This is a genomic window from Burkholderia mayonis, from assembly GCF_001523745.2.
Taxonomy (GTDB): domain Bacteria; phylum Pseudomonadota; class Gammaproteobacteria; order Burkholderiales; family Burkholderiaceae; genus Burkholderia; species Burkholderia mayonis.
This window is the reverse complement of sequence record NZ_CP013387.1, coordinates 454085-472962: the sequence shown is the minus strand read 5'-3', so window position 1 is coordinate 472962 and position 18878 is coordinate 454085. Positions and strand designations below refer to the sequence as shown.

Genomic DNA, 18878 nt, shown 5'->3' with positions numbered 1-18878 from the left:
CGGATCACCGAAAGAGACACACCGACATGAACAACGCATGCATCCTCCGCGGCCTGCGCCGCCATGCGTCGACGACGGCCATCGCCGCCGCCGCCGCGCTAGCGCTCGCCGGCGCGCTGGCTTCGCCGCTCGCGTCCGCCGCGACGCTCACGCTCTACAGCGCGCAACACGAGCAAGTGGTCAACCAGCTCGTGAAGGACTTCGAAGCGCAGACGGGCATCGGCGTGAAGGTGCGCACGGGCGAAGGCCCGGCGCTCGCCGCGCAGCTCGTCGCCGAAGGCGACAGGACACCCGCCGACGTCTACTTCACCGAGAACTCGCCCGAGCTCGTGCTGCTCGACGAAAAGGGCCTGCTCGCGAAAACCGACGCGGCGACGCTCGCAGCCGTGCCCGACCGCTTCAGCTCGCCGGACGGCAACTGGGTCGGCGTGCTCGCGCGCGAGAACGTGCTCATCTACAACGTCACGAAAATCCAGCCGCAGCAGTTGCCGGCGTCGCTCCTGGATCTCGCGAAGCCGGAATGGAAGGGCAAGGTCGGCATCGCGCCGAGCGACGCCGATTTCCTGCCGCTCGTGAGCGGCGTGCTCGCGCTGAAAGGCGAGGCGGCGACGCTGCAGTGGCTGAAGGGTCTGAAGACCAACGCGCAGATCTTCGACGACGAAGAAGGCGTGACGGCCGCCGTCAATCGCGGCGCCGTCGCGACGGGCATCGTCAACAACTACTACTGGGCGCGCCTGCACGCCGAGCTCGGCGACAAGGCGATCCGCAGCGCGATGTTCCATTTCGCGAACGGCGACGTCGGCGGCCTCGTCAACGTATCGGGCGCGGCTGTGATGAAGGCGTCGAAGCATGGCGCCGACGCGCAGAAGTTCGTCGCCTATCTCGCCGGCGAGCGCGCGCAGAACCTGATGGCGAAGGGGCGCGTCAGCTTCGAGTATCCGCTGCACCCGGGCGTCGCGCCCGATCCGATCCTCAAGCCGTTCGACCAGTTGAGCCCGCCCGCGATCACGTTCAAGCAGCTCGGCGACGACAGCCAGGCCGGCAAGCTGCTGCGCCGCGCCGGCCTCCTGTGAGCGCGCCCGCATGACCGACACCGTCGCCCGCGCGACGCCCGCCGCGCCGCCGTCCGTTCCCGACCGCGTGCCGCGCCGCGTGCCGCGCGGGCTCGCCGCGGCGGCGGCGCTCGGGCCGCTCGCCGTGCTGCTGCCGATCGCGTTTACCGCGTATCGCGCGGCAAGCCTCGGCGCCGGCGACGCGAGCGAGCTGCTGTTCCGCCCGATCGTCGCCGAGCTGCTCGGCAACACGCTCGCGATCACGTTCGCCGCGACGCTCGTGTGCGCGGTGCTCGGCACGGCTGTCGCGTGGCTCGTCGAGCGCACCGATCTGCCCGCACGCCATCTGTGGGCCGCGCTCGCCGCGGCGCCGCTCGCCGTGCCGCCGTTCATCACCAGCTATGCGTGGGTATCGATCAGCCTCGACCTGCAGGATTTTATCGGCGCGCTGCTCGTGCTCGCGTCGTCGTATTTCCCGCTCGTCTATCTGCCCGTCGCCGCCGCGCTGCGCGGGCTCGATCCGGCGCTCGAGGAAAGCGCGCGCACGCTCGGCTGCCGCCCCGCGCACGTGTTCGCGCGCGTCGTGCTGCCGCAACTGCGGCCCGCGCTGCTGGGCGGCATGCTGCTCGTCGCGCTCGGCGTGCTGTCCGAGTTCGGCGCGTTCACGCTGCTGCGCTATCGCACCTTCACGACCGAGATCTACGCCGAATACCGGATCGAGTTCGACGGCGGCGGCGCCTCGCTGCTCGGCTGCCTGCTGATCGCGCTGTGCCTCTTGTGCGTCGTGCTCGAATTCCGCGTGCGCGGCCGCGCACGCTACGACCTCACGCATCGCGGCACGCGTCGCGCCGCTCACCGCTACGCGCTCGGCGCATGGCGCTGGGCGGCGGTCGCGGGCCTCGCGGCGCTCGCCGCCGCGACGCTCGGCGTGCCGCTTACGATGATCGGCTACTGGCTCACCCAGCAGGGCGTCGCCGCCGTCACGCCCGCCGACGTGTCGCCCGAGCTGCTGTGGAACGCGACGCTCGCATCGGCCGGCTTCGGCATCGCCGCCGCCGCGCTCACGGCCGCGCTCGCGCTGCCGCTCGCCTTCCTGCTGGTGCGCTATCCGAGCCGCATCGCAACCGCGCTCGAGCGCCTCGTGTTCACAGCGCAGGGGATGCCCGGCATCGTCGTCGCGCTCGCGATCGTGTCGCTGACTGTGCGGCTGTTGCAGCCGCTGTATCAAAGCACGCCGATGCTGATCGTCGCGTATGCGATCCTGTTCCTGCCGCTCGCGCTCGTCAGCATGCGTGCGGCGGTTGCGCAGGCGCAGGTGCGCCTGGAGGAAACCGCGCGCGCGCTCGGCCTCACGTGGATGCAAACCATGTGGCGCGTGCTGCTGCCGCTCGCGGGCCCGGGCCTCGGCGCGGCGGCGACGATGGTGTTCATTTCCGTCGTCACCGAGCTGAACGCGACGCTGCTGCTGTCGCCGATCGGCACGCGCACGCTCGCGACGCAGGTATGGAGCGATACGTCGACGCTCGCGTTCGCCGCCGCCGCGCCCTATGCGGCGCTGCTCGTCGCGCTGTCGCTCGTCGCATCCGCACTGCTGTTCGTGCTGCTCGGCCGCTCGGCGGTCCGCGCGGTTCCGTCGGGCGGCGCCTGACATCTTGTCTTTTGCGGTCCCCATGAGCGAACTTCGCATCCAGCACGTGCACAAATCGTTCGACGGCCACGCCGTGCTGCACGACGTGAGCCTGACCGTCGGGCGCGGCGCGCTGCTCGCCCTGCTCGGCCCGTCCGGCAGCGGCAAGACGACGCTGTTGCGCATCCTGTGCGGCTTCGAGCGCGCGGAGCACGGCACCGTCGACATCGACGGACGCCGCGTCGCGGGGCCCGGCGTCCATCTGCCGCCCGAAGCGCGGCGCATCGGCTACGTGCCGCAGGAAGGCGCGCTGTTCCCGCATCTGACGGTCGCCGACAACATCGCGTTCGGCCTGCCGCGCGCGCAGCGGCGCGTGCACCATCGCGTCGCGGAACTGCTCGACATGGTCGGCCTGCCCGGCGCGTTCGCGCACCGCGCGCCGCAGCAGCTCTCGGGCGGCCAGCAGCAGCGCGTCGCGCTCGCCCGCGCGCTCGCACCCGGGCCGTCGCTCGTGATGCTCGACGAACCGTTCTCGTCGCTCGACACGTCTCTGCGGCTCGAAACGCGCGCGGCCGTCGTCGACGCGCTCGCCGCCGCCCGCGCGACCGCCGTGCTCGTCACGCACGATCAGCCCGAAGCGCTGTCGCTCGGCGACGAGGTCGCGGTGATGTGGCAGGGTCGGCTCGTGCAGACGGCGCGGCCCGAAACGCTCTATCGTCAGCCGGCGACGCGCGAGCTCGCGTCGTTCATCGGCGATGCGATGCTGTTCGAAGGCGTCGTCGAACGCGGCTTCGTCGTGTGCGTGCTCGGGCGCCTGCCGCTGCGCGCACCGCTGCCCGACGGCCCCGTCGATGCGCTGCTGCGCCCCGAGCAGATCCGGGTCCAAAGCGCATCCGCGCCGCGCGCCGACCATGAGCGCTGGCACGATGCGATCGTGCGCGACGTGACGTTCGGCGGACAGGATGCATATCTGCGCGCGCAGCTCGTCGACGCGCCCGATACGCTGATCCGCGCGCGCGTGCCGGGCTATCGGTGCCCGGCGCTCGGCGAGCGGATCGTGCTCTCGGTAGACGACGGCGTGATCGCGTATCCGCGCTGAGGGCGCGCGAAGGCAGGCAAGGGAAAGGACCGGTGCGCCGCGCGGGCCGCCGCTATCCGCGGCTCAGCGCAGCGATCCGTACGAGGACGACGACCGCCGCGCGCCGTCGATGCTGACGCTGCCCGCGCCCGTCACGTACAGCAGCAGGAAGCCGCCCGCGATCGCGACGTTCTTCCAGAAGTGCACGACCATGTCGCGCTGCAAAGCCGAATTGGTCGCGTCCCAGAAATTGTGACCGATGAGCGCGGCGGCCAGCGTGTAGAGCGCGAGCACGAGCGCGAGCGGCTTCACCTTGTACCCGACGACGAGCAGCAGGCCGCCCAGCGCTTCGAGCGCGACGATCGCGGGCGCCGCGACCTGCGTGAACGGCACGCCGAGCCCCTTCAGATAGCCGACGAACTCGCCGTAGCCCAGAAGCTTCATCGCGCCGCCCCAAAGGAACAGCACGGCAAGCAGGAGCCGTGCGAAAAAAATGACGCCGGAATCGACGGAACGCGTCATGCGTGACCTCCTGGTGATGAATCGACGCAGCCGCGCCGGGCGCGGCTATCTCGTAAATCCGCCAGAATAGGAGGTCTCGTCCGTCGTTCCAAGTAAAAGGTTGTAGCAAATCTTTACACGGCAAGACCGTACGAAACGGCGCAAAACAGGGCCGCAGCGCAGGCGCGCGGACCCGCATGCATCACGCTTGCGTCGGCAGCAACGAGCCAGTCCACGCTGTCACGAACGGCGGCGACGCGCTCAATGCACGACCATCCCCGTCAGCCAATACGCCTGCACGCAAGTCATCACGCCGACGATCAACGCGAAGAACAGGCTATGCCGGAGCGTGAAGCGGAACAGATCCGCCTCGTGTCCGACGAGACCGACTGCCGCGCAAGCGACCGCGATCGACTGCGGCGAAATCATCTTGCCCGCGACGCCGCCCGTCGTGTTCGCCGCGACGAGCAGCGTGCTCGGCACGCCGATCTGCTGCGCGGTCGTCGCCTGCAGCGAGCAGAACAGCGCATTCGACGATGTGTCGGAGCCCGTCAGGAACACGCCGATCCAGCCGAGCAGCGGCGAGAAGAACGGGAACGCGGCGCCCGTGCCCGCGAGCAGCAGCGCGAGCGTCGTCGACATCCCCGAATAGTTCTCGACGAACGCGAACGCGAGCACGAGGCCGATCGACAGCACCGGACGCTTCAGGTCCTTCAGCGTCTCGACGAACGTGCGCAGCCCGGCGCGCGCCGGAACGTTCAGGATCGCCATCGATACGATCGCCGACAGCAGGATCGCGGTGCCCGTCGCCGCGAGCAGATCCCAGTTGAACACGGCGGGCACGGGCGTCGGATGCGCGACGACGGGCGCCATCTTCTGCGTGAGCTTGTCGAGATGCGGAACGTGGAACGGCAGCGTCGTGAACGCGAGCGCGCCGCCCTTCGCGAACAGCGCCTTGAACGGCTTCATGCTCCAGATCGTCACCATCACGGTCAGCACGACGAATGGCGACCACGCGCGCACGATCTGCGCGAGCGAATACGGCGAAGGCTGCCGGCCGCCCATCGCGCGCGCGCCACCCAGGCCGCCCGGCATGCCGCCCAGCGCGAGCGCGCCGCCGCCCGCCGCGGCGACCATGCTCGCGCCCGCGGCCTCGCGCGCGCGCTTCGGCTGCCACACCTTCAGGAACGACGCGAGCGCGACGAGGCTCGCGAGCGCGGACGTCACGTCGGGCAGCTCGGGCCCGATATAGTTCGACGTGAAGAACTGCACGAGCGAGAAGCTGCCGCCTGCGACGAGCGCGGCGGGCCACGTTTCGCGCACGCCCTTCACGCCGTCCATCACGAACACGAGCCAGAACGGCAGGAAGAACGACAGGAACGGCAACTGGCGTCCCGCCATCGCGCCGACCGCCATCGGATCGAGGCCCGATACCTGTCCCGCGACGATCACGGGAATCCCGAGCGCGCCGAACGCGACGGGCGCGGTATCCGCGATCAGGCAGAGGCCGGCCGCGTAGAGCGGATTGAAGCCGAGACCGACGAGCAGCGCCGCCGTGATCGCGACCGGCGCGCCGAAGCCCGCCGCGCCTTCGAGGAATGCGCCGAACGAGAAGCCGATCAGCAGCATCTGCAAGCGCTGATCGTCGGTCAGCGACACGATCGAGCTGCGGATGACATCGAACTGGCCGCTCTTCACGACGATCTTGTAGAGGAACACCGCGGTGACGATGATCCATGCGATCGGCCACAGGCCGTACGCGAAGCCGTAGGCGGCCGATGCGAACGCGCGCTCGGCGGGCATCCCGTAGACGGCGATCGCGATGACGAGCGAAAGCGCGAGCGTCAGCGCGCCCGCGACGTGCCCCTTGAGCCGCAGCACCGCGAGCGACACGAAGAAAAGAATGATCGGCGCGCCGGCTGCGAGCGCCGACCAGCCGACGCCGCCGAGCGGCAAATAGACCTGGTTCCAAACCTGCACGGATGTCTCCTTCCATGAGTGAATCTGAATCGGGCGACGGCCTCGCGGCCGTTCGAATCGATGCGCCGGTCGGTGCCGGCACTTTGGTTTCGGTGCGATGCGCGAGGTGGGCGCGCGTCGCCTGCTTCTGGGTGTCGGGGGATTCAACGTCGTCGAATCGCCGGGTTGCTGCGTTCGGTTTTCGCTTCTTGCCGCTTCTTTGCTTCTTTGCTTCTTTGCTTCTTTGCTTCTTTGCTTTGATGCTTTGATGCTTTGATGCTTTGATGCTTTGATGCCGCCCCGCGCATTTGCGATATCGCGACGACGCCGCGCAACAATCAGCACACCGCACTGCTTTGCGCGACCGCGTCGTGCATCGACGAGCATTTCGACGAGCAACGCGCGATGCAACGCGCGACGTGACGCGGCACGATCCGTCGAGCGCGCCGCGGTCGAGCGCGGCGCGCATCGGATGCCCCATCCATGCTGGCTTTCAGGCGTCGTCGCAAATCAGCACGAGAACCCGCTGCGGCCCATGCACGCCGACCTGAACGGTCTGCTCGACGTCGGCGGTGCGCGACGGTCCCGTGATCACGTTGACCGCGCGCGGCAACACAGGCACCGACGCGCGCACGCGCGCCCACGCGTCCTCCATCGTCGCGACGATCGCACTGCGATTCACGAGCACGACGTGCGTCGCGGCGACGAAGTTGAGCGACGTCGGCGTCGCTGCCGACGACAGGCACATGACGCTGCCCGTCTCCGCGATCGCCGCGAACGACGGCGTCACGCTGACGAGTCCGTCGCGCCGCAAGTCGACGCCGGGCAGCGCGCCGTGCGTGCGCCACGGCAGCGCTTCGAGCGCCGCCGCGACGACGAGCGGCGCACCGGCCAGGCCCGCGTCGCGCAGATATGCATCGACGGCCGCGGGCGCGTCGGCGGCCGTCGCGATACGCGTGCACGTCGCCGACACCTGCTGCGCCTTCGCGACGAAGCGCGCGACGAGATCGACGTCGCCGAGCGAAATCGCCGGGCCGCACGCGGCGGAAGACGCGGCGGAAAACGATGCGTCCGGCGCGAACGCGGCATTCGCATTCGACGCGGCGGATGCACCCGCGCCCTTCGTTTGCGCCTGCGCCGGAAACTGCGCGGCGAGCTGCGCGCGCTCGCTGCCGAGCGCCGCGCGAATACGGCCGAGAATGTCGTCGCGCGCGCTCATCGACGCACCTCCGATTGGTTCGCGCGCGTCGCGTCCCACGTCTCGAAGAACGTGCGCGGCGGCGGTTTCGGCAATTCGCGCGAATCGGTCCAGCCGGATGCGAACGGCACGCGCGCGATGCTGCCGCGCTTGCCGCCGAGGCCGCGCAGCACGCGCGCGCCGACGCGCGTCAGCCAGTGATACAGCGTCGGCCGCCGCGCGACCACGCCGAACGCGCGCAGCAGGAAGCGCGTACCGGGCGCGGTGAGCCGCGCGTCGAACTGCATCCCGCGCAGCTTCTTGAGCAGCGTCGGCAGCGGAATCTTCACCGGACACACTTCCGCACAGCGTCCGTTCAGCGTGCACGCGTTCGGCAGATCGGTGTCGTGTTCGATACCTTGCAGAAGCGGCGTGAGGACGGCGCCCATCGGCCCCGGATAGACCCAGCCGTATGCATGCCCGCCGACCGCGCCGTACACCGGGCAATGGTTCATGCACGCGCCGCATCTGATGCAGCGGAGCATGTCGCGGAACTCGCCCGCGAGCATCCGCGTGCGGCCGTTGTCGACGAGCACGACGTGATACTCGCGCGGCCCGTCGAGATCGTCGTCGCGCTTCGGGCCCGTGCTGAACGTCGTGTACGACGTGATCTCCTGCCCCGTCGCGCTGCGGCCGAGCAGGCGCACGAACAGCGCGACGTCGTCGAGCGTCGGCACGACGCGTTCGATGCCCGCCGTCACGATGTGCACGCGCGACAGCGTCGACGTGAGATCGCCGTTGCCTTCGTTCGTGCAGATCACGTTCGAGCCTGTCTCGGCGACGAGATAGTTCGCGCCCGTGATGCCGACGTCGGCGACGAAGAACTTGTCGCGCAGCACCTTGCGCGCCTCGCCGACGACGTCCGCGACGGTCTCGCGCGGCCCGTCGTATTGCGCGGCCGAATGATGCTCGGCGAACAGTTCGGTAACCTGACCGATCGTCTTGTGCAGCGCCGGGAACACGATGTGGCTCGGTCCTTCGTGCGCGAGCTGCACGATGTATTCGCCGAGATCGGTTTCGACGACCTCCATCCCCGCGCCCTCGAGCGCGGCGGGCAGCCCGATCTCCTCGCCGACCATCGACTTGCCGCGCGTGATGGTCTTCGCGTTCGCGTCGCGGCAGATCTTCAGCACGATCTCGCGCGCGTCGGCCGCGTCGTTCGCCCAGTGGACAACGCCGCCCGCGCGCGTGACGGCCGCTTCGTAGCGTTCGAGATACGTATCGAGATTCGCGAGCACGTGGTCCTTCACCGTCTTCGCGCGCTCGCGCAGCAGCTCGAACTCCGGCAACAGCGACACGACGCGCCGCCGCTTCTCGATCCAGCCTTCGCCGAGCATCCCGAGCGCTTCCTGGAGCTGCGCATCGTGCAGCGCGGCGCTCGCGCGCGCCTTGAACGTCGTCGTCGCGGAAGGTTGCGCGCTCATTCGCCCTCCCCGCAGATCGGATCGACGTTCATCCCGGTCAGCACTTCGGCGACGTGATAGACGCGCACCGGGCTCCCTTCGCGCTTCAGCCGCCCGCCGATGTTCATCAGGCAGCCGAGGTCGCCGCCCGCGAGCACGGTCGCGCCGCTCGCGGCGACGTTCGCGGTCTTGTCGCTGACGATCTTCGTCGAGATCTCCGGATACTTCACGCAGAACGTGCCGCCGAAGCCGCAGCAGACTTCGGCATCCTTCATTTCCTTCAGCGCGACGCCCTCGACGCGCGACAGCAGCGCGCGCGGCTGCGCCTTGATGCCGAGGCCGCGCAGGCCCGAGCAGGTGTCGTGATAGGTCAGCGTGCAGTCCGGCACCGCGACGCGCTCGGGGCCCGACCAGCCGAGCACGTCGGTCAGAAAGCTCGTCAGCTCGTGCGCGCGCGCGGCGAGCCGCTCGGCGCGCGGCTTCCAGACGGGATCGCTCGCGAGCAGGTCCGGATAGTCGTGGCGCAGCGTGCGGATGCACGAGCCGGACGGCGCGACGACGTAGTCGTAGCCTTCGAACACGTCGATCGTGCGGCGCGCGATGCGGCGCACGTCGTCGAAATCGCCGCTGTTCAGCGCCGGCTGGCCGCAGCAGGTCTGCGCGCGCGGCGCATCGACCGTGCAACCGGCCGCCTCGAGCAATTGCACGGCGGCCAGCGCGGCGCTCGGCCGAAAGAGATTCGCGAGGCACGTGACGAACAGTCCGACGCGCGGCGTCTCGCGGGCGCCGCCGGGCAAGCCGGCGGTCTGCGGGGATGGGTCCATGTGTTTCTTCCCGGCCGCTCGTCGCGGCCGCTTCTTCGCTTCAACGGATCGCCGCGCGATCGCGCGCGGCTGGCTTCGGTGACCTATACTTGGTCATGTTGGTCTGACCACACTGGCCAAGATAGTGAGATGGCAACCGGCTGTCAATGTCGCGGCCATCAGGGAAAACGCCGATCCCAATCTTGCCGATCGCGCCGAAACCCGCGCCGGCATTGCCTCGGACGGCCGTCGGCGCCCCGGCGGGTATAATCCCGCGCGGCCGCCGCACGCCCCGGCGCAGGTCGGCCGACGCGCCGCGAACGCCCGGCCGCACCGACCGGCGCCCGCGCACCCCAACCGTCCAGAAGGCCCGTGCATGACGTTTCAGCCTGTCGAGTCCTATACCCGCGTACGCCTGTCCGACGTGGTGTCCGATCAGATCAAGTCGCTCATCTCGGCCGGCAAGCTGCTGCCCGGTCAGAAGCTGCCGACCGAGCGCGAGCTCGCCGCGCAGTTGAACGTGTCGCGCCCGTCGCTGCGCGAGGCGCTCGTGCGGCTCGAAGCGGACGGCTTCATCGGCTCGGTCGGACGCGGCGGCTTCGTCGTCGCGGACATCACGGCGCCCGTCGTGTCGAACCCGCTCGCCGATCTGCTGCTGCAAAACCCTGAAGCGAGCCACGACGTGCTCGAACTGCGGCATGGCCTCGAAACGATCTCGACCGCCTACGCGGCCGAGCGCGCGACGCCCGGCGATCTCGCGAAGATCAAGGACGCGTTCGATTCGCTCGCGGGCCTGTCGCTGAAGCACGAGCCAGGCCGGCTCGCCGAGGTCGACGCGAACTTCCACCTCGCGATCGCCGATGCGACGCACAACGTCGCGCTGATCCACGTGATGCACGGCATCCACGGGCTGCTGCAGGAATCGATGCACAAGTCGCACCGGCTCGTGAACCATGCGGACACGATGGAGCGCGCGCTCCTCGAGCAGCACACCGAAATTTACGAAGCGATCGCCGCCAAGGACCCCGAACGCGCGCGCGCCGCGGCTGAGCGGCATCTGCAGTACGTGCGGACGCTGTACGAACGGGCGGCGTAACGCGTTCGTCACGCCGCGGCCGCCGTCGCCGATGCTAAATTGGGATTTTTCGACGAGGAGCGCGCATGCCGACGCCGGACCATCCATGGAATTCGCTGGAGATCGTCAAGCTCGCCGCCGATGTCCTCACGCCGCTGTCCGTCGCCGCGTTCGGCTGGCTCCTCAGCCATCGGCTCAAGCAGCTCGAGCTCGTCCAGTGGACGAACCAGAAGCTGATCGAAAAGCGGCTCGCCGTCTATGACGCGGTCGCGCCGCTCCTCAACCGCCTGCTGTGCTTCTACACGTGGGTCGGCCCGTGGAAGGACATCTCGCCCGACGACGTGATCCGCACGAAGCGCGAGCTCGACCGGACGATCCACATCTACCGCCACCTGTTCGACGACGACGTCTACCGCGCCTATCAGGCGTACCTCGACGCGCTGTTCGACACGCATTCCGGCGCCGGACAGGACGCGCGGATCAGGTCGACGATCGCGAGCCCCGACGGCGACCGCATCGGTCACGGCACCTATCGATGGCATCCCGCCTGGTCCGCCCGCTTCTCGAGCACGGACGTCGCGTCGAGGGACGAAGTGAGGGCGCGCTATCAACGCATCATGGACGGATTGCGCGTGTCGCTGGGCGTCGCGCGATGACAGCCGCGGGCAGCGCGCGACGCCCAGCCGTCGGGCCCTCGGGCCCTCCGGCCGCTGCAACATCCGCCGATACAAAAATCGCGAAACGTCACGGACTGCACATCAACGTGTCACACGCAGCGTGTCTGATTCGGGGTACCGATCTTGGTTGACTTCGTTGATCTCACGGCCCGCACGTGGCGTCGGCGCATGCGCGCCGCGTCGTCCGGGACCGGACCGGCACCGACATGAAAGCACGGCCGATGCTCGAATACGCGCTGCACCCGGTGGAGGATCGACTGGTCCACGTCGACGAACTCTGTCGTGCGGAACCCGTCCCGCGCGGGTGGGCACGCTGCCCGCTCTGCCTGGAAGCGCTCTACGTCGTGCAGTTGCGCGACCGCTCGCACGCGCGCCGCTTCGTCCATCTGGCAGGCGAATTCGCGCGCTGCCCGCTCGTCAACGACGCGCTGCCGAACCCGCTCGCGGTCCACGTCGGCCCGCCGCTCGACGAGCACGGCCGGCGGCAGCGCGCAACCTTCTTCCGCCACTGGCAACGGCATCTGCACACGATCCGGCAGACAGCGTCCGCGTTCGGGATCGCGCGCTTCATGCGCGTGATCGAGCACGCGGACGTGCTGAAGCTGTGGGCGTGGCCAACGCTCGCGCAACGCGACATCCCATACATCCTGCTCGTGCTGACCGAGTTCATCGCCGCGCCCCGCGGCGAGAAACAGGCTGCGTGGTCGCGCTTCTGGTTCGATGCGTCGGTGCAGCAGATCGACGATCTGCGCAAGCCGCGCGGCATGCTGCCGCGGCTGTTCCGGCTGCGCTACCGATTGCCCAGGATGTCTAAGTTTCCGAATGCGCGGCATCTGATCGACTGCCAGCCGGTGCAGATGGACGATGCCGGCCCGAGCGACACGGCAATCGGCACGCCGCGCGCCGACATCGCCGCGTTCGAGACGTTCGCCGCGCGAAGCGCGCGGCAACCGATCGATTGAGAAGGAAGATCGCGCGGCTCGCGAACCTGCGACGCGCGCGGACGCGTCACGTGTAGAGCGACGCGTCGGGCAGCATGCCCGTCAGCGCATAGCGGCCGACGTCGCGCAGCCGGTAGTCGAGAGGATCGTGCAGCGTATGCGTGCGCGCATTGCGCCAGAAGCGGTCGAGCGCGAGCGGCGCGGCTGTCGCACGCGCGCCGCAGGCGTCGAACAGCGCCTCGCTGACGTCAAGCGCCGCACGCTGCGCGACGATCTTCGCCTCCGACACCGCGAGCGCGACTTCCGCGCGCGCATCGGCCGTCAGCGCCGCCTTCTTCGCCCATGCGGTCTGCAGCGCCCGCGCCGCGCGATCCGCGAGCGCCTCGGCGCTCACTGCCTGCACGCGCATGTCGCCGAAGCGCTGCAGCGTGTACGGATCGTCGGCCGCGCGGTCGACGCCCGAATGCACCCATGGCCGCCCCGCTCGCTGCACGTAGTCGCGCGCCTCGGCGAGCGCGCCTTCCGCGATGCCGACGAAGAGATTCGTCAGCACGAGCTGCGACACGAGCGTGCGCAGCGTCGCGCGCGGCGTCGGCGGCGTCTCCGAGCGATGCAGCACTTCGTCGGGCTCGACGCGCACGCCGTCGAACGACACGCTGCCGCTGTCGGTTTGCCGCTGGCCGATCGGATCCCAGTCGTCGCGCACCGCGATCCCTTCGCGCCCGGTCGGCACGACGGCGAACACCGGCTTGCCCGTGTCCGGATCGTGCGCGGATATCGTCATCCGCTGCGAGCCGCGCGTGCCTGAGCAGAAGCCCTTGACGCCGTCGAGCCGGTAGCCGCCGTCGCCCGTCGCGTGTGCGACGAGCCGCGCGTCGAGCGGGTTCACCGCGTTGCCCCACCACCAGTCGTGCTCGACCGTGCCGCGCAGATAGCGCTCGCGCTGCGCGGCGCTGCCCCATACGTCGACGCTGACGATCTGCAAGCATTGAAAGCCGAGCAGATGCGCGAGCGCACTGTCGACGCGCGCGAGCGCGCGGATCGTGTGATAGATCACGGGCCAGCCGGCTTCCTGGCCGCCGAATTCGCGCGGCACCGCAAGCGTCAGCAAGCCGGCGTCGGCGATCCACCGCTTCTCGCGCGCCGCGTGGCCGCCCGCGCGATCGCGCTCGGGCGCGCTCGCGCGCAGTGCCGCGATCAGCTCGGCGAGCGTGCGCGGCCCTCGGTCCGCTTCGGCAGTCAGTTCAACCAGGACTCGTGGATCGTTCATTCGGAGGCTTCCCAGATGGCGGGCTCGCCGGTCGATGCGACGGCGGACCGCGATGTCACGCGTCCGCACGCGCCGCACCGCCGGTTGTTGTCGATCGCCCGATAAGCAGTGTGGTGTACGTCGAATACTAGCGCCGGGCACCTGTAATCAATGTACAAATATGTGTCGGAACATCATCGCGTCACACAACCGCGCCGACATGCATCGAAATGTGCGACGCGCGGCTGTATGGAGGATCAGCGTTGCTCCGCAAGCATGCGTGTCGACGATCGACGAGGATTGCTTACGTTTCTTGCGATTGCTCCACTGCCCGGACATTCGCTCGTCGCGGCAACGCGGCTGCCTGCCCGACGTTCATGCATGGCGCGCCGCGCGGCCTTCGACGGATGTCGGACGACTCGAACCGCGCCATGCTGCGAGCCGATTACGATCATCATCGTCTCGCCGTCGTCGCGACGCGGCCGTGGCATTGCTTCCCGAAAACCGCCATCGTCACGAGCCCGCATGTCAGTTCCATGTTCCATGCGCGGGCGCTCGCGCGGCGCATGTCGTCGGCGTCGCCATCGCAATGGCAGCCGTGGCGCTCGCCATCCGCGTACCGCGTCGACGCGCCGTGAACGATGCGCACGTTCCGAATCGTTCCGCAGGTGCAACGGTGAGCTTCTTCGGGAGCCGACGCGACGCCCGCCATGCGGACGCGATGTCCGGCCCGCGCGACGCTCGACGTCGCATCCGGCGCGCCGACGTCGACGCCGTTCACGCCCGCGCCCGACGACGGCCGTTCGAGCCCGTTGATGAGCCGCAGCAGCGTCGACTTGCCTGCGCCGCTGCGGCCGATCACGCCGAACACGCCGCCGCGCGCGACGTCGAGCGTCACGGCGCGCAGCGCGGCCGACGGGCCGTGCGGACCGTTGAACACCTTGCTCGCATGCTCGAACGACACGGCCGCACCCGCCGCAAATGCAGCCGCCGCGTCGCGCGCGGCCGCGCCGGCTTCTCGCCTGGCCGCCGTCGAGCGTTCGATGAAACATGGGGAATCGAATAGTTGCACCATCGGATCGCCTCGTCGCCTTCTCACACTTTCTCGGCTTCGCGCACGCGGCCGAACCGGTGCTGCGCGCCCGCATGCCAGTCGGGCAGCCGCGCGCTTCCGCCGAAGAGCTTCGCGCGCAGCGTCGGCGCGCAATCGTAGTCCTCCTTATAAAGGCCGCGATTCTGCAGTTCCGGCACGACCCAGTCGACGAAATCTTCGAACGACTCGGGCATCACCGTGCGCGTCACGTTGAAGCCGTCGACGCCCGTTTCGTCGATCCACGCGGCAAGCTCGTCCGCGACCTGAGACGGCGAGCCGACGACCGGGTGATAGCGCCCGCCGATCGACATCTGCTCGAGCATGCGCCGCACGGTCCACACGCCCGACGTGCTTTTCTTCGAGATCGCGTCAACGGCCGACTGGATCGAATCGGTCTTCACGTGCGCGATCGGCTCGTCGAGACCGAAGCGCGCGAAATCGATGCCGGTCGAGCTCGCGAAATGCGCGAGCCCCGCTTCGGGGTTCGCGTAGCGCCGGTATTCGTCGAACTTCTCGCGCGCGAGCCGCGCGTTCTCCGCCGTCACGACCGTGATGCCCGCGAAGATCTTGATCGACGCCGGATCGCGTCCGATCCGCGCCGCGGCCGCGCGAATGTCCGTCACCGCCGAGCGCGCGGCGGCCTTGCTCTGCCCGTTCACGAACACGCACTCGGCGTGCTTCGCGGCGAACTCGACGCCGCGCACCGACGATCCGGCCTGATAAAGCACCGGCGTGCGCTGCGGCGACGGCTCGCTCAGATGGATCGCGTCAACCGAATAATACGGCCCGTCGTGACGCACGCGTCGCACCTTGTCCGGCTGCGCAAACACGCGCGCGTCGCGGTCGCGGATCACCGCGTCGTCGTCCCAGCTCCGCTCCCACAGCTTGTAGACGACGTCCATGTAATCGTCGCCGCGTGCGTAGCGATCGTCGTGCTCGATCTGCTTCACGAGCCCCATTCCGCGTGCGGCGCTGTCGAGGTAGCCGGTGACGATGTTCCAGCCGATGCGCCCCTTCGTCAGATGATCGAGCGTCGACATCCGCCGCGCGAACAGATACGGCGGCTCGTACGTGAGATTCGCGGTCACGCCGAAGCCGAGGTGTCGCGTCACCTGCGCCATCGCCGGCACGAGCAGCAGCGGATCGTTGACGGGCACCTGCACCGATTCGCGCAGCGCGACGTCGGGGCTGCCGCCATAGACGTCGTAGACGCCGACGATGTCGGCGAGGAAGATCCCGTCGAACTTGCCGCGCTCGAGCGTGCGCGCGAGATCGGCCCAGTAGTCGAGGTCGGTGTAATGTGCGGAGCGGTCGCGCGGATGCGTCCACAAACCGTGGTTGATGTGGCCGACGCAATTCATGTTGAACGCGTTCAGCAGGATCTTCCTGTTCGCCATTGCACGGGCTCCCGCGTCACCACGCGACCGCGTACAGCGAGCCGAATGCGTTGTCGGGCGCCTTGCGGATCGCCGGCGAATGCGGGTAGATCGAAATGAACTTGCGGATACGCGGATCGTCGACGCGTTCCGGCCGCACGACCCATTGCAGCGCGGATAGCTTGTTCTCGACGCCGTCGAACAGCAGCGCGCTGTTCGGATCGGCGGCGCCCGCGAGCTTGATGAAGCTCGGATAGCCTTGCGCGAGGTAGACGTCGTCGAGAGTGCGCGCGAGCTGCGACGCTTCGAGCGGCACGATCTTCAGATGTTTCGGATTCGCAACGATGTCGCGCGTCGTCGCGCGGTAATCGGCGCCCGGTCTCAGCTTGACGAGCTCCGCACGCTGCTGCAGCAACAGGCGGCCGTTGACGGGATCGTTTGCGATCGCGACGAAGTCGTAGCCGCCCTGCTGCTTCGCATTCTCGAGGAACGGGATGTGCTGGAAGTAGTTGACGTCGATGTCCTCGTTCGCGAGCGCGGCGTTCGGTGTGTTCCAGTCGGTGAATTCGATGATCTTCACGTCGAGTCCCTGCGCCTTCGCCTCCTTCGCGGCGACCTTCAGCGCTTCGATCTGCGGGCTCGTCGCGATGCCGACCTTGAGCGGTGCGGAATCGGCATGCGCGAGCGGCGCAACGAACGCGGCGCTCGCGAGCACCGCCACAAAAGCGCGCGAAGCGCGCCGGACGATGCGCGCAAGAAACGGGCGAGACTGCATAGGAGGTACTCTCTTCAGGATGCCGGAGCGAACGATGTCGGCGGGCGGACGAAGCCGCCCGCGCTTGCGCGTCGATGCGGCTGCTTCATTTGGAGAATGAACTTCAATCGATGATAGGACCGCCCGATGGGGCGGTCTACGAAGCGATTTCGCAAAGTAAATCGCGGCGGGCGATATAGCGCGGCATGCGCTGCAACAGGGTCAGGGCGCGGCCGCGCGGCATCCTCGCACGCCGCGGCATTCGCGTGCGCCGTTGCGATCCGGATACGTCGTCGACCGGCGATGCCGGCACATGATGCACGCACATGACGCACGCCGCGATCGCGCGCCCATGCCGCCCGTCGGCGCGCACCGTCAGATCAATCCGCGCGCCGCCGCGATGACGACCGCCTGCGCGCGATTGTTCGCGCCGATTTTCCGCGCGGCGTTCGACAGATGGAACACCACCGTCCGCTCGGAAATACCGAGAATCTTCGAGATTTCCCAAGCCGTCTTGCCGCGTCCCGCCCATTGCAGCGATTCCCGCTCGCGCGCCGTCAGATCGCACGAGCCTTGCCGCCTGAGCCGGCAGTCGAGCAGTTCCTGCATCGCCGCATGCACGAAGCTCGCGAGCAGCTGCGACAGGCTCAGCAATCTCAGTACGTCGATCGTGTCGCGCTCGAAAGGCGCGTCGGTCGCCATGCTGAGCATGCTGATCGTGCCGCCGCGGTCGTGAACCGGGCAACTGAGCCCGTAGACGAGACCGTACGACTTCGCTTCGTCGCGCATGATCTTCGCGCGGCCGGTCGTGTACAGCTCGTCGCTCCAGATCAGCGGCACGGTCCGGCATCGGCAATGCTGGACCACGGGATCGATCGACAGATAGTCGGCGGAGTCGTATCGCAGGCGCCATTCGGCGGGAAAGCCGTCGAGCATGCAGCGACTCGACGACATCCCGGCGATCTGATGCCGGTACGCGAAATTCTTGAAGCCCAGTTGACGAACGTGGTACGCCGTCTGCTCAAAGAGGCTGTTCTTGCAAGTGGCGTTCAGAATTTCGTTAAACGAACAAATGGACAAGCCTTCGAACATAGAACCGCCCAGCTCAAGTAAGAATATTAGATTAGCGAACCAATGAAGAAAGCGTGCTCGAAAGGGCAATGTGGCGACGGCCACTCGTTTGCGGCGGCGGCTTCGCTGCGCGCGTCGCGCGAGCCTGTCCCCTGAAATGTGCGCCGCCGAAGCGCAGACGCGCGGCGCGCAATCGCGCCGCCCGATCCATCGGACGCGGTGCGGCGATTCGTCGCCGGCGCCGGACTAGCGATCGACCAAGCATCGTTCGAATTCCTGCATGTGTCGGCAGCGTTCGCCTCGAAACCGGCTGTCGCAAACGCTGTCGCTCGACGACGTCTCCCCTCGCCCGCCACTGCTTCAGCGGCGGCATGCGCCCTTGTGCGCATCGTGATCGAGCGTGACTGGCTGAAGGTAATTTTCAGCACGCCCGGCACCGGCAGGGCAAACGTCGACCGACGATCGAACAAAAAATCCCCGGAAGACTATAGACGAACGCGACGCCCGCATGGCTCGTCGGCCCAAAAGCGTCTGAAGCATGCAATACGGGCGCCAGCGATGAGCCATATGCTGCGCGCGCCACGACGATGGCCCTTCGTCGCGGCAAATCGGCAACGGCATTTCCGACAATTTCGAGAAGAGAAAAGTTCAGTTTGTTTTTAAATTGGCCCGGATTATTTCAAAATATTTGATCAAATTTTAGTTTCATGCGCCCATTCGCTTCAAACGAAAATCAATTACATCGATTTCCTGCCTTTATTTTTCTGCAGCCAAATAATTACCGCAATGTCGAACTGGAAGTCATCGATTCGATGATATCCACCATGAAGAAATCCGGCAGCCCAGCTTTACAGCTTTCATGATCTGGCTTCGGAATCGTTTCCAATAATCGAATTTACATATCCGGAATTTCGAAAGATAAAAATTTCCCGAGTATGCACGTATGGTATTCGGTCCAAAAATGGTTTCTCCGGCTTTTAAA

16 protein-coding genes and 1 pseudogene are annotated in these 18878 nt (G+C 67.8%); 7 read left to right on the top strand and 10 right to left on the bottom strand.

Annotation, left to right across the window (positions count from 1 at the left end):
• Positions 1-26 precede the first annotated feature (26 nt).
• The 3 genes from WS70_RS20625 to WS70_RS20615 are packed head-to-tail and all read left to right on the top strand — an operon-like array spanning position 27 to position 3778.
• Complete coding sequence (locus WS70_RS20625) at positions 27-1073, top strand: iron ABC transporter substrate-binding protein (RefSeq protein ID WP_059596484.1); 1047 nt, start codon at positions 27-29, stop codon at positions 1071-1073.
• A gap of 10 nt (positions 1074-1083) precedes the next feature.
• Positions 1084-2700, top strand: coding sequence for an ABC transporter permease (locus WS70_RS20620; RefSeq protein ID WP_059596483.1), 1617 nt, complete (start codon positions 1084-1086; stop codon positions 2698-2700).
• A gap of 22 nt (positions 2701-2722) precedes the next feature.
• Positions 2723-3778, top strand: a complete 1056-nt coding sequence (locus tag WS70_RS20615; RefSeq protein WP_059596482.1) for an ABC transporter ATP-binding protein — start codon at positions 2723-2725, stop codon at positions 3776-3778.
• 63 nt (positions 3779-3841) lie between these two features.
• Here WS70_RS20615 and WS70_RS20610 read toward each other — a convergent pair whose 3' ends face one another.
• Both WS70_RS20610 and WS70_RS20605 read right to left on the bottom strand, forming a co-directional pair.
• A complete protein-coding gene (locus WS70_RS20610) occupies positions 3842-4279 on the bottom strand; it encodes a DoxX family protein (protein WP_059596481.1) in 438 nt (145 codons plus the stop codon).
• Positions 4280-4519: 240 nt separating this feature from the next.
• Complete coding sequence (locus WS70_RS20605) at positions 4520-6238, bottom strand: lactate permease LctP family transporter (RefSeq protein WP_059596480.1); 1719 nt, start codon at positions 6236-6238, stop codon at positions 4520-4522.
• 14 nt (positions 6239-6252) lie between these two features.
• Between WS70_RS20605 and WS70_RS31715 the strand changes: the two genes are divergently transcribed.
• Positions 6253-6486, top strand: a complete 234-nt coding sequence (locus WS70_RS31715; RefSeq protein ID WP_159082935.1) for a hypothetical protein — start codon at positions 6253-6255, stop codon at positions 6484-6486.
• 224 nt (positions 6487-6710) lie between these two features.
• Here the strand turns inward: WS70_RS31715 and WS70_RS20600 are convergent, their stop codons facing one another.
• Genes WS70_RS20600 through WS70_RS20590 form a run of 3 tightly spaced genes read right to left on the bottom strand, consistent with a single transcriptional unit; the run spans position 6711 to position 9681 of the window.
• Positions 6711-7436 carry a LutC/YkgG family protein gene (locus tag WS70_RS20600; protein ID WP_059596510.1) on the bottom strand — a complete coding sequence of 242 codons (726 nt, stop codon included), beginning with the start codon at positions 7434-7436 and terminating at the stop codon, positions 6711-6713.
• Entirely contained in the window at positions 7433-8878 is a 1446-nt protein-coding gene (locus WS70_RS20595; RefSeq protein ID WP_059472528.1) for a LutB/LldF family L-lactate oxidation iron-sulfur protein, read from the bottom strand. Before WS70_RS20595 ends, WS70_RS20600 begins: the two co-directional genes overlap by 4 nt.
• Positions 8875-9681, bottom strand: a complete 807-nt coding sequence (locus tag WS70_RS20590; RefSeq protein ID WP_059596479.1) for a (Fe-S)-binding protein — start codon at positions 9679-9681, stop codon at positions 8875-8877. Before WS70_RS20590 ends, WS70_RS20595 begins: the two co-directional genes overlap by 4 nt.
• A gap of 355 nt (positions 9682-10036) precedes the next feature.
• On the opposite strand from WS70_RS20590, the gene WS70_RS20585 reads away from it, so the two are divergent.
• The 3 genes from WS70_RS20585 to WS70_RS20575 all read left to right on the top strand — a co-directional run bounded on the left by WS70_RS20585 (position 10037) and on the right by WS70_RS20575 (position 12374).
• On the top strand, positions 10037-10756 hold the full coding sequence (locus tag WS70_RS20585) for a FadR/GntR family transcriptional regulator (RefSeq protein WP_059472526.1): 720 nt from the start codon (positions 10037-10039) through the stop codon (positions 10754-10756).
• Positions 10757-10821: 65 nt separating this feature from the next.
• A complete protein-coding gene (locus WS70_RS20580) occupies positions 10822-11391 on the top strand; it encodes a hypothetical protein (protein WP_059472525.1) in 570 nt (189 codons plus the stop codon).
• 242 nt (positions 11392-11633) lie between these two features.
• Entirely contained in the window at positions 11634-12374 is a 741-nt protein-coding gene (locus tag WS70_RS20575) for a hypothetical protein (protein WP_059596509.1), read from the top strand.
• A gap of 46 nt (positions 12375-12420) precedes the next feature.
• On the opposite strand, the gene WS70_RS20570 is transcribed toward WS70_RS20575, so the two are convergent.
• The 5 genes and pseudogenes from WS70_RS20570 to WS70_RS20545 form a co-directional block, all read right to left on the bottom strand.
• Positions 12421-13596 (bottom strand): acyl-CoA dehydrogenase family protein, encoded by a 1176-nt coding sequence (locus tag WS70_RS20570; RefSeq protein WP_059472569.1) that lies wholly within the window; start codon positions 13594-13596, stop codon positions 12421-12423.
• 739 nt (positions 13597-14335) lie between these two features.
• Positions 14336-14677: pseudogene (locus WS70_RS33530) on the bottom strand (ATP-binding cassette domain-containing protein); the annotation flags it as partial.
• Positions 14678-14697: 20 nt separating this feature from the next.
• Positions 14698-16092, bottom strand: a complete 1395-nt coding sequence (locus WS70_RS20560; protein WP_059472523.1) for an LLM class flavin-dependent oxidoreductase — start codon at positions 16090-16092, stop codon at positions 14698-14700.
• A 16-nt stretch (positions 16093-16108) separates the two neighbouring features.
• Complete coding sequence (locus WS70_RS20555; protein WP_059596477.1) at positions 16109-16846, bottom strand: MetQ/NlpA family ABC transporter substrate-binding protein; 738 nt, start codon at positions 16844-16846, stop codon at positions 16109-16111.
• 354 nt (positions 16847-17200) lie between these two features.
• Entirely contained in the window at positions 17201-17905 is a 705-nt protein-coding gene (locus tag WS70_RS20545) for a LuxR family transcriptional regulator (RefSeq protein ID WP_197419290.1), read from the bottom strand.
• Between the last annotated feature and the right edge of the window lie 973 nt (positions 17906-18878).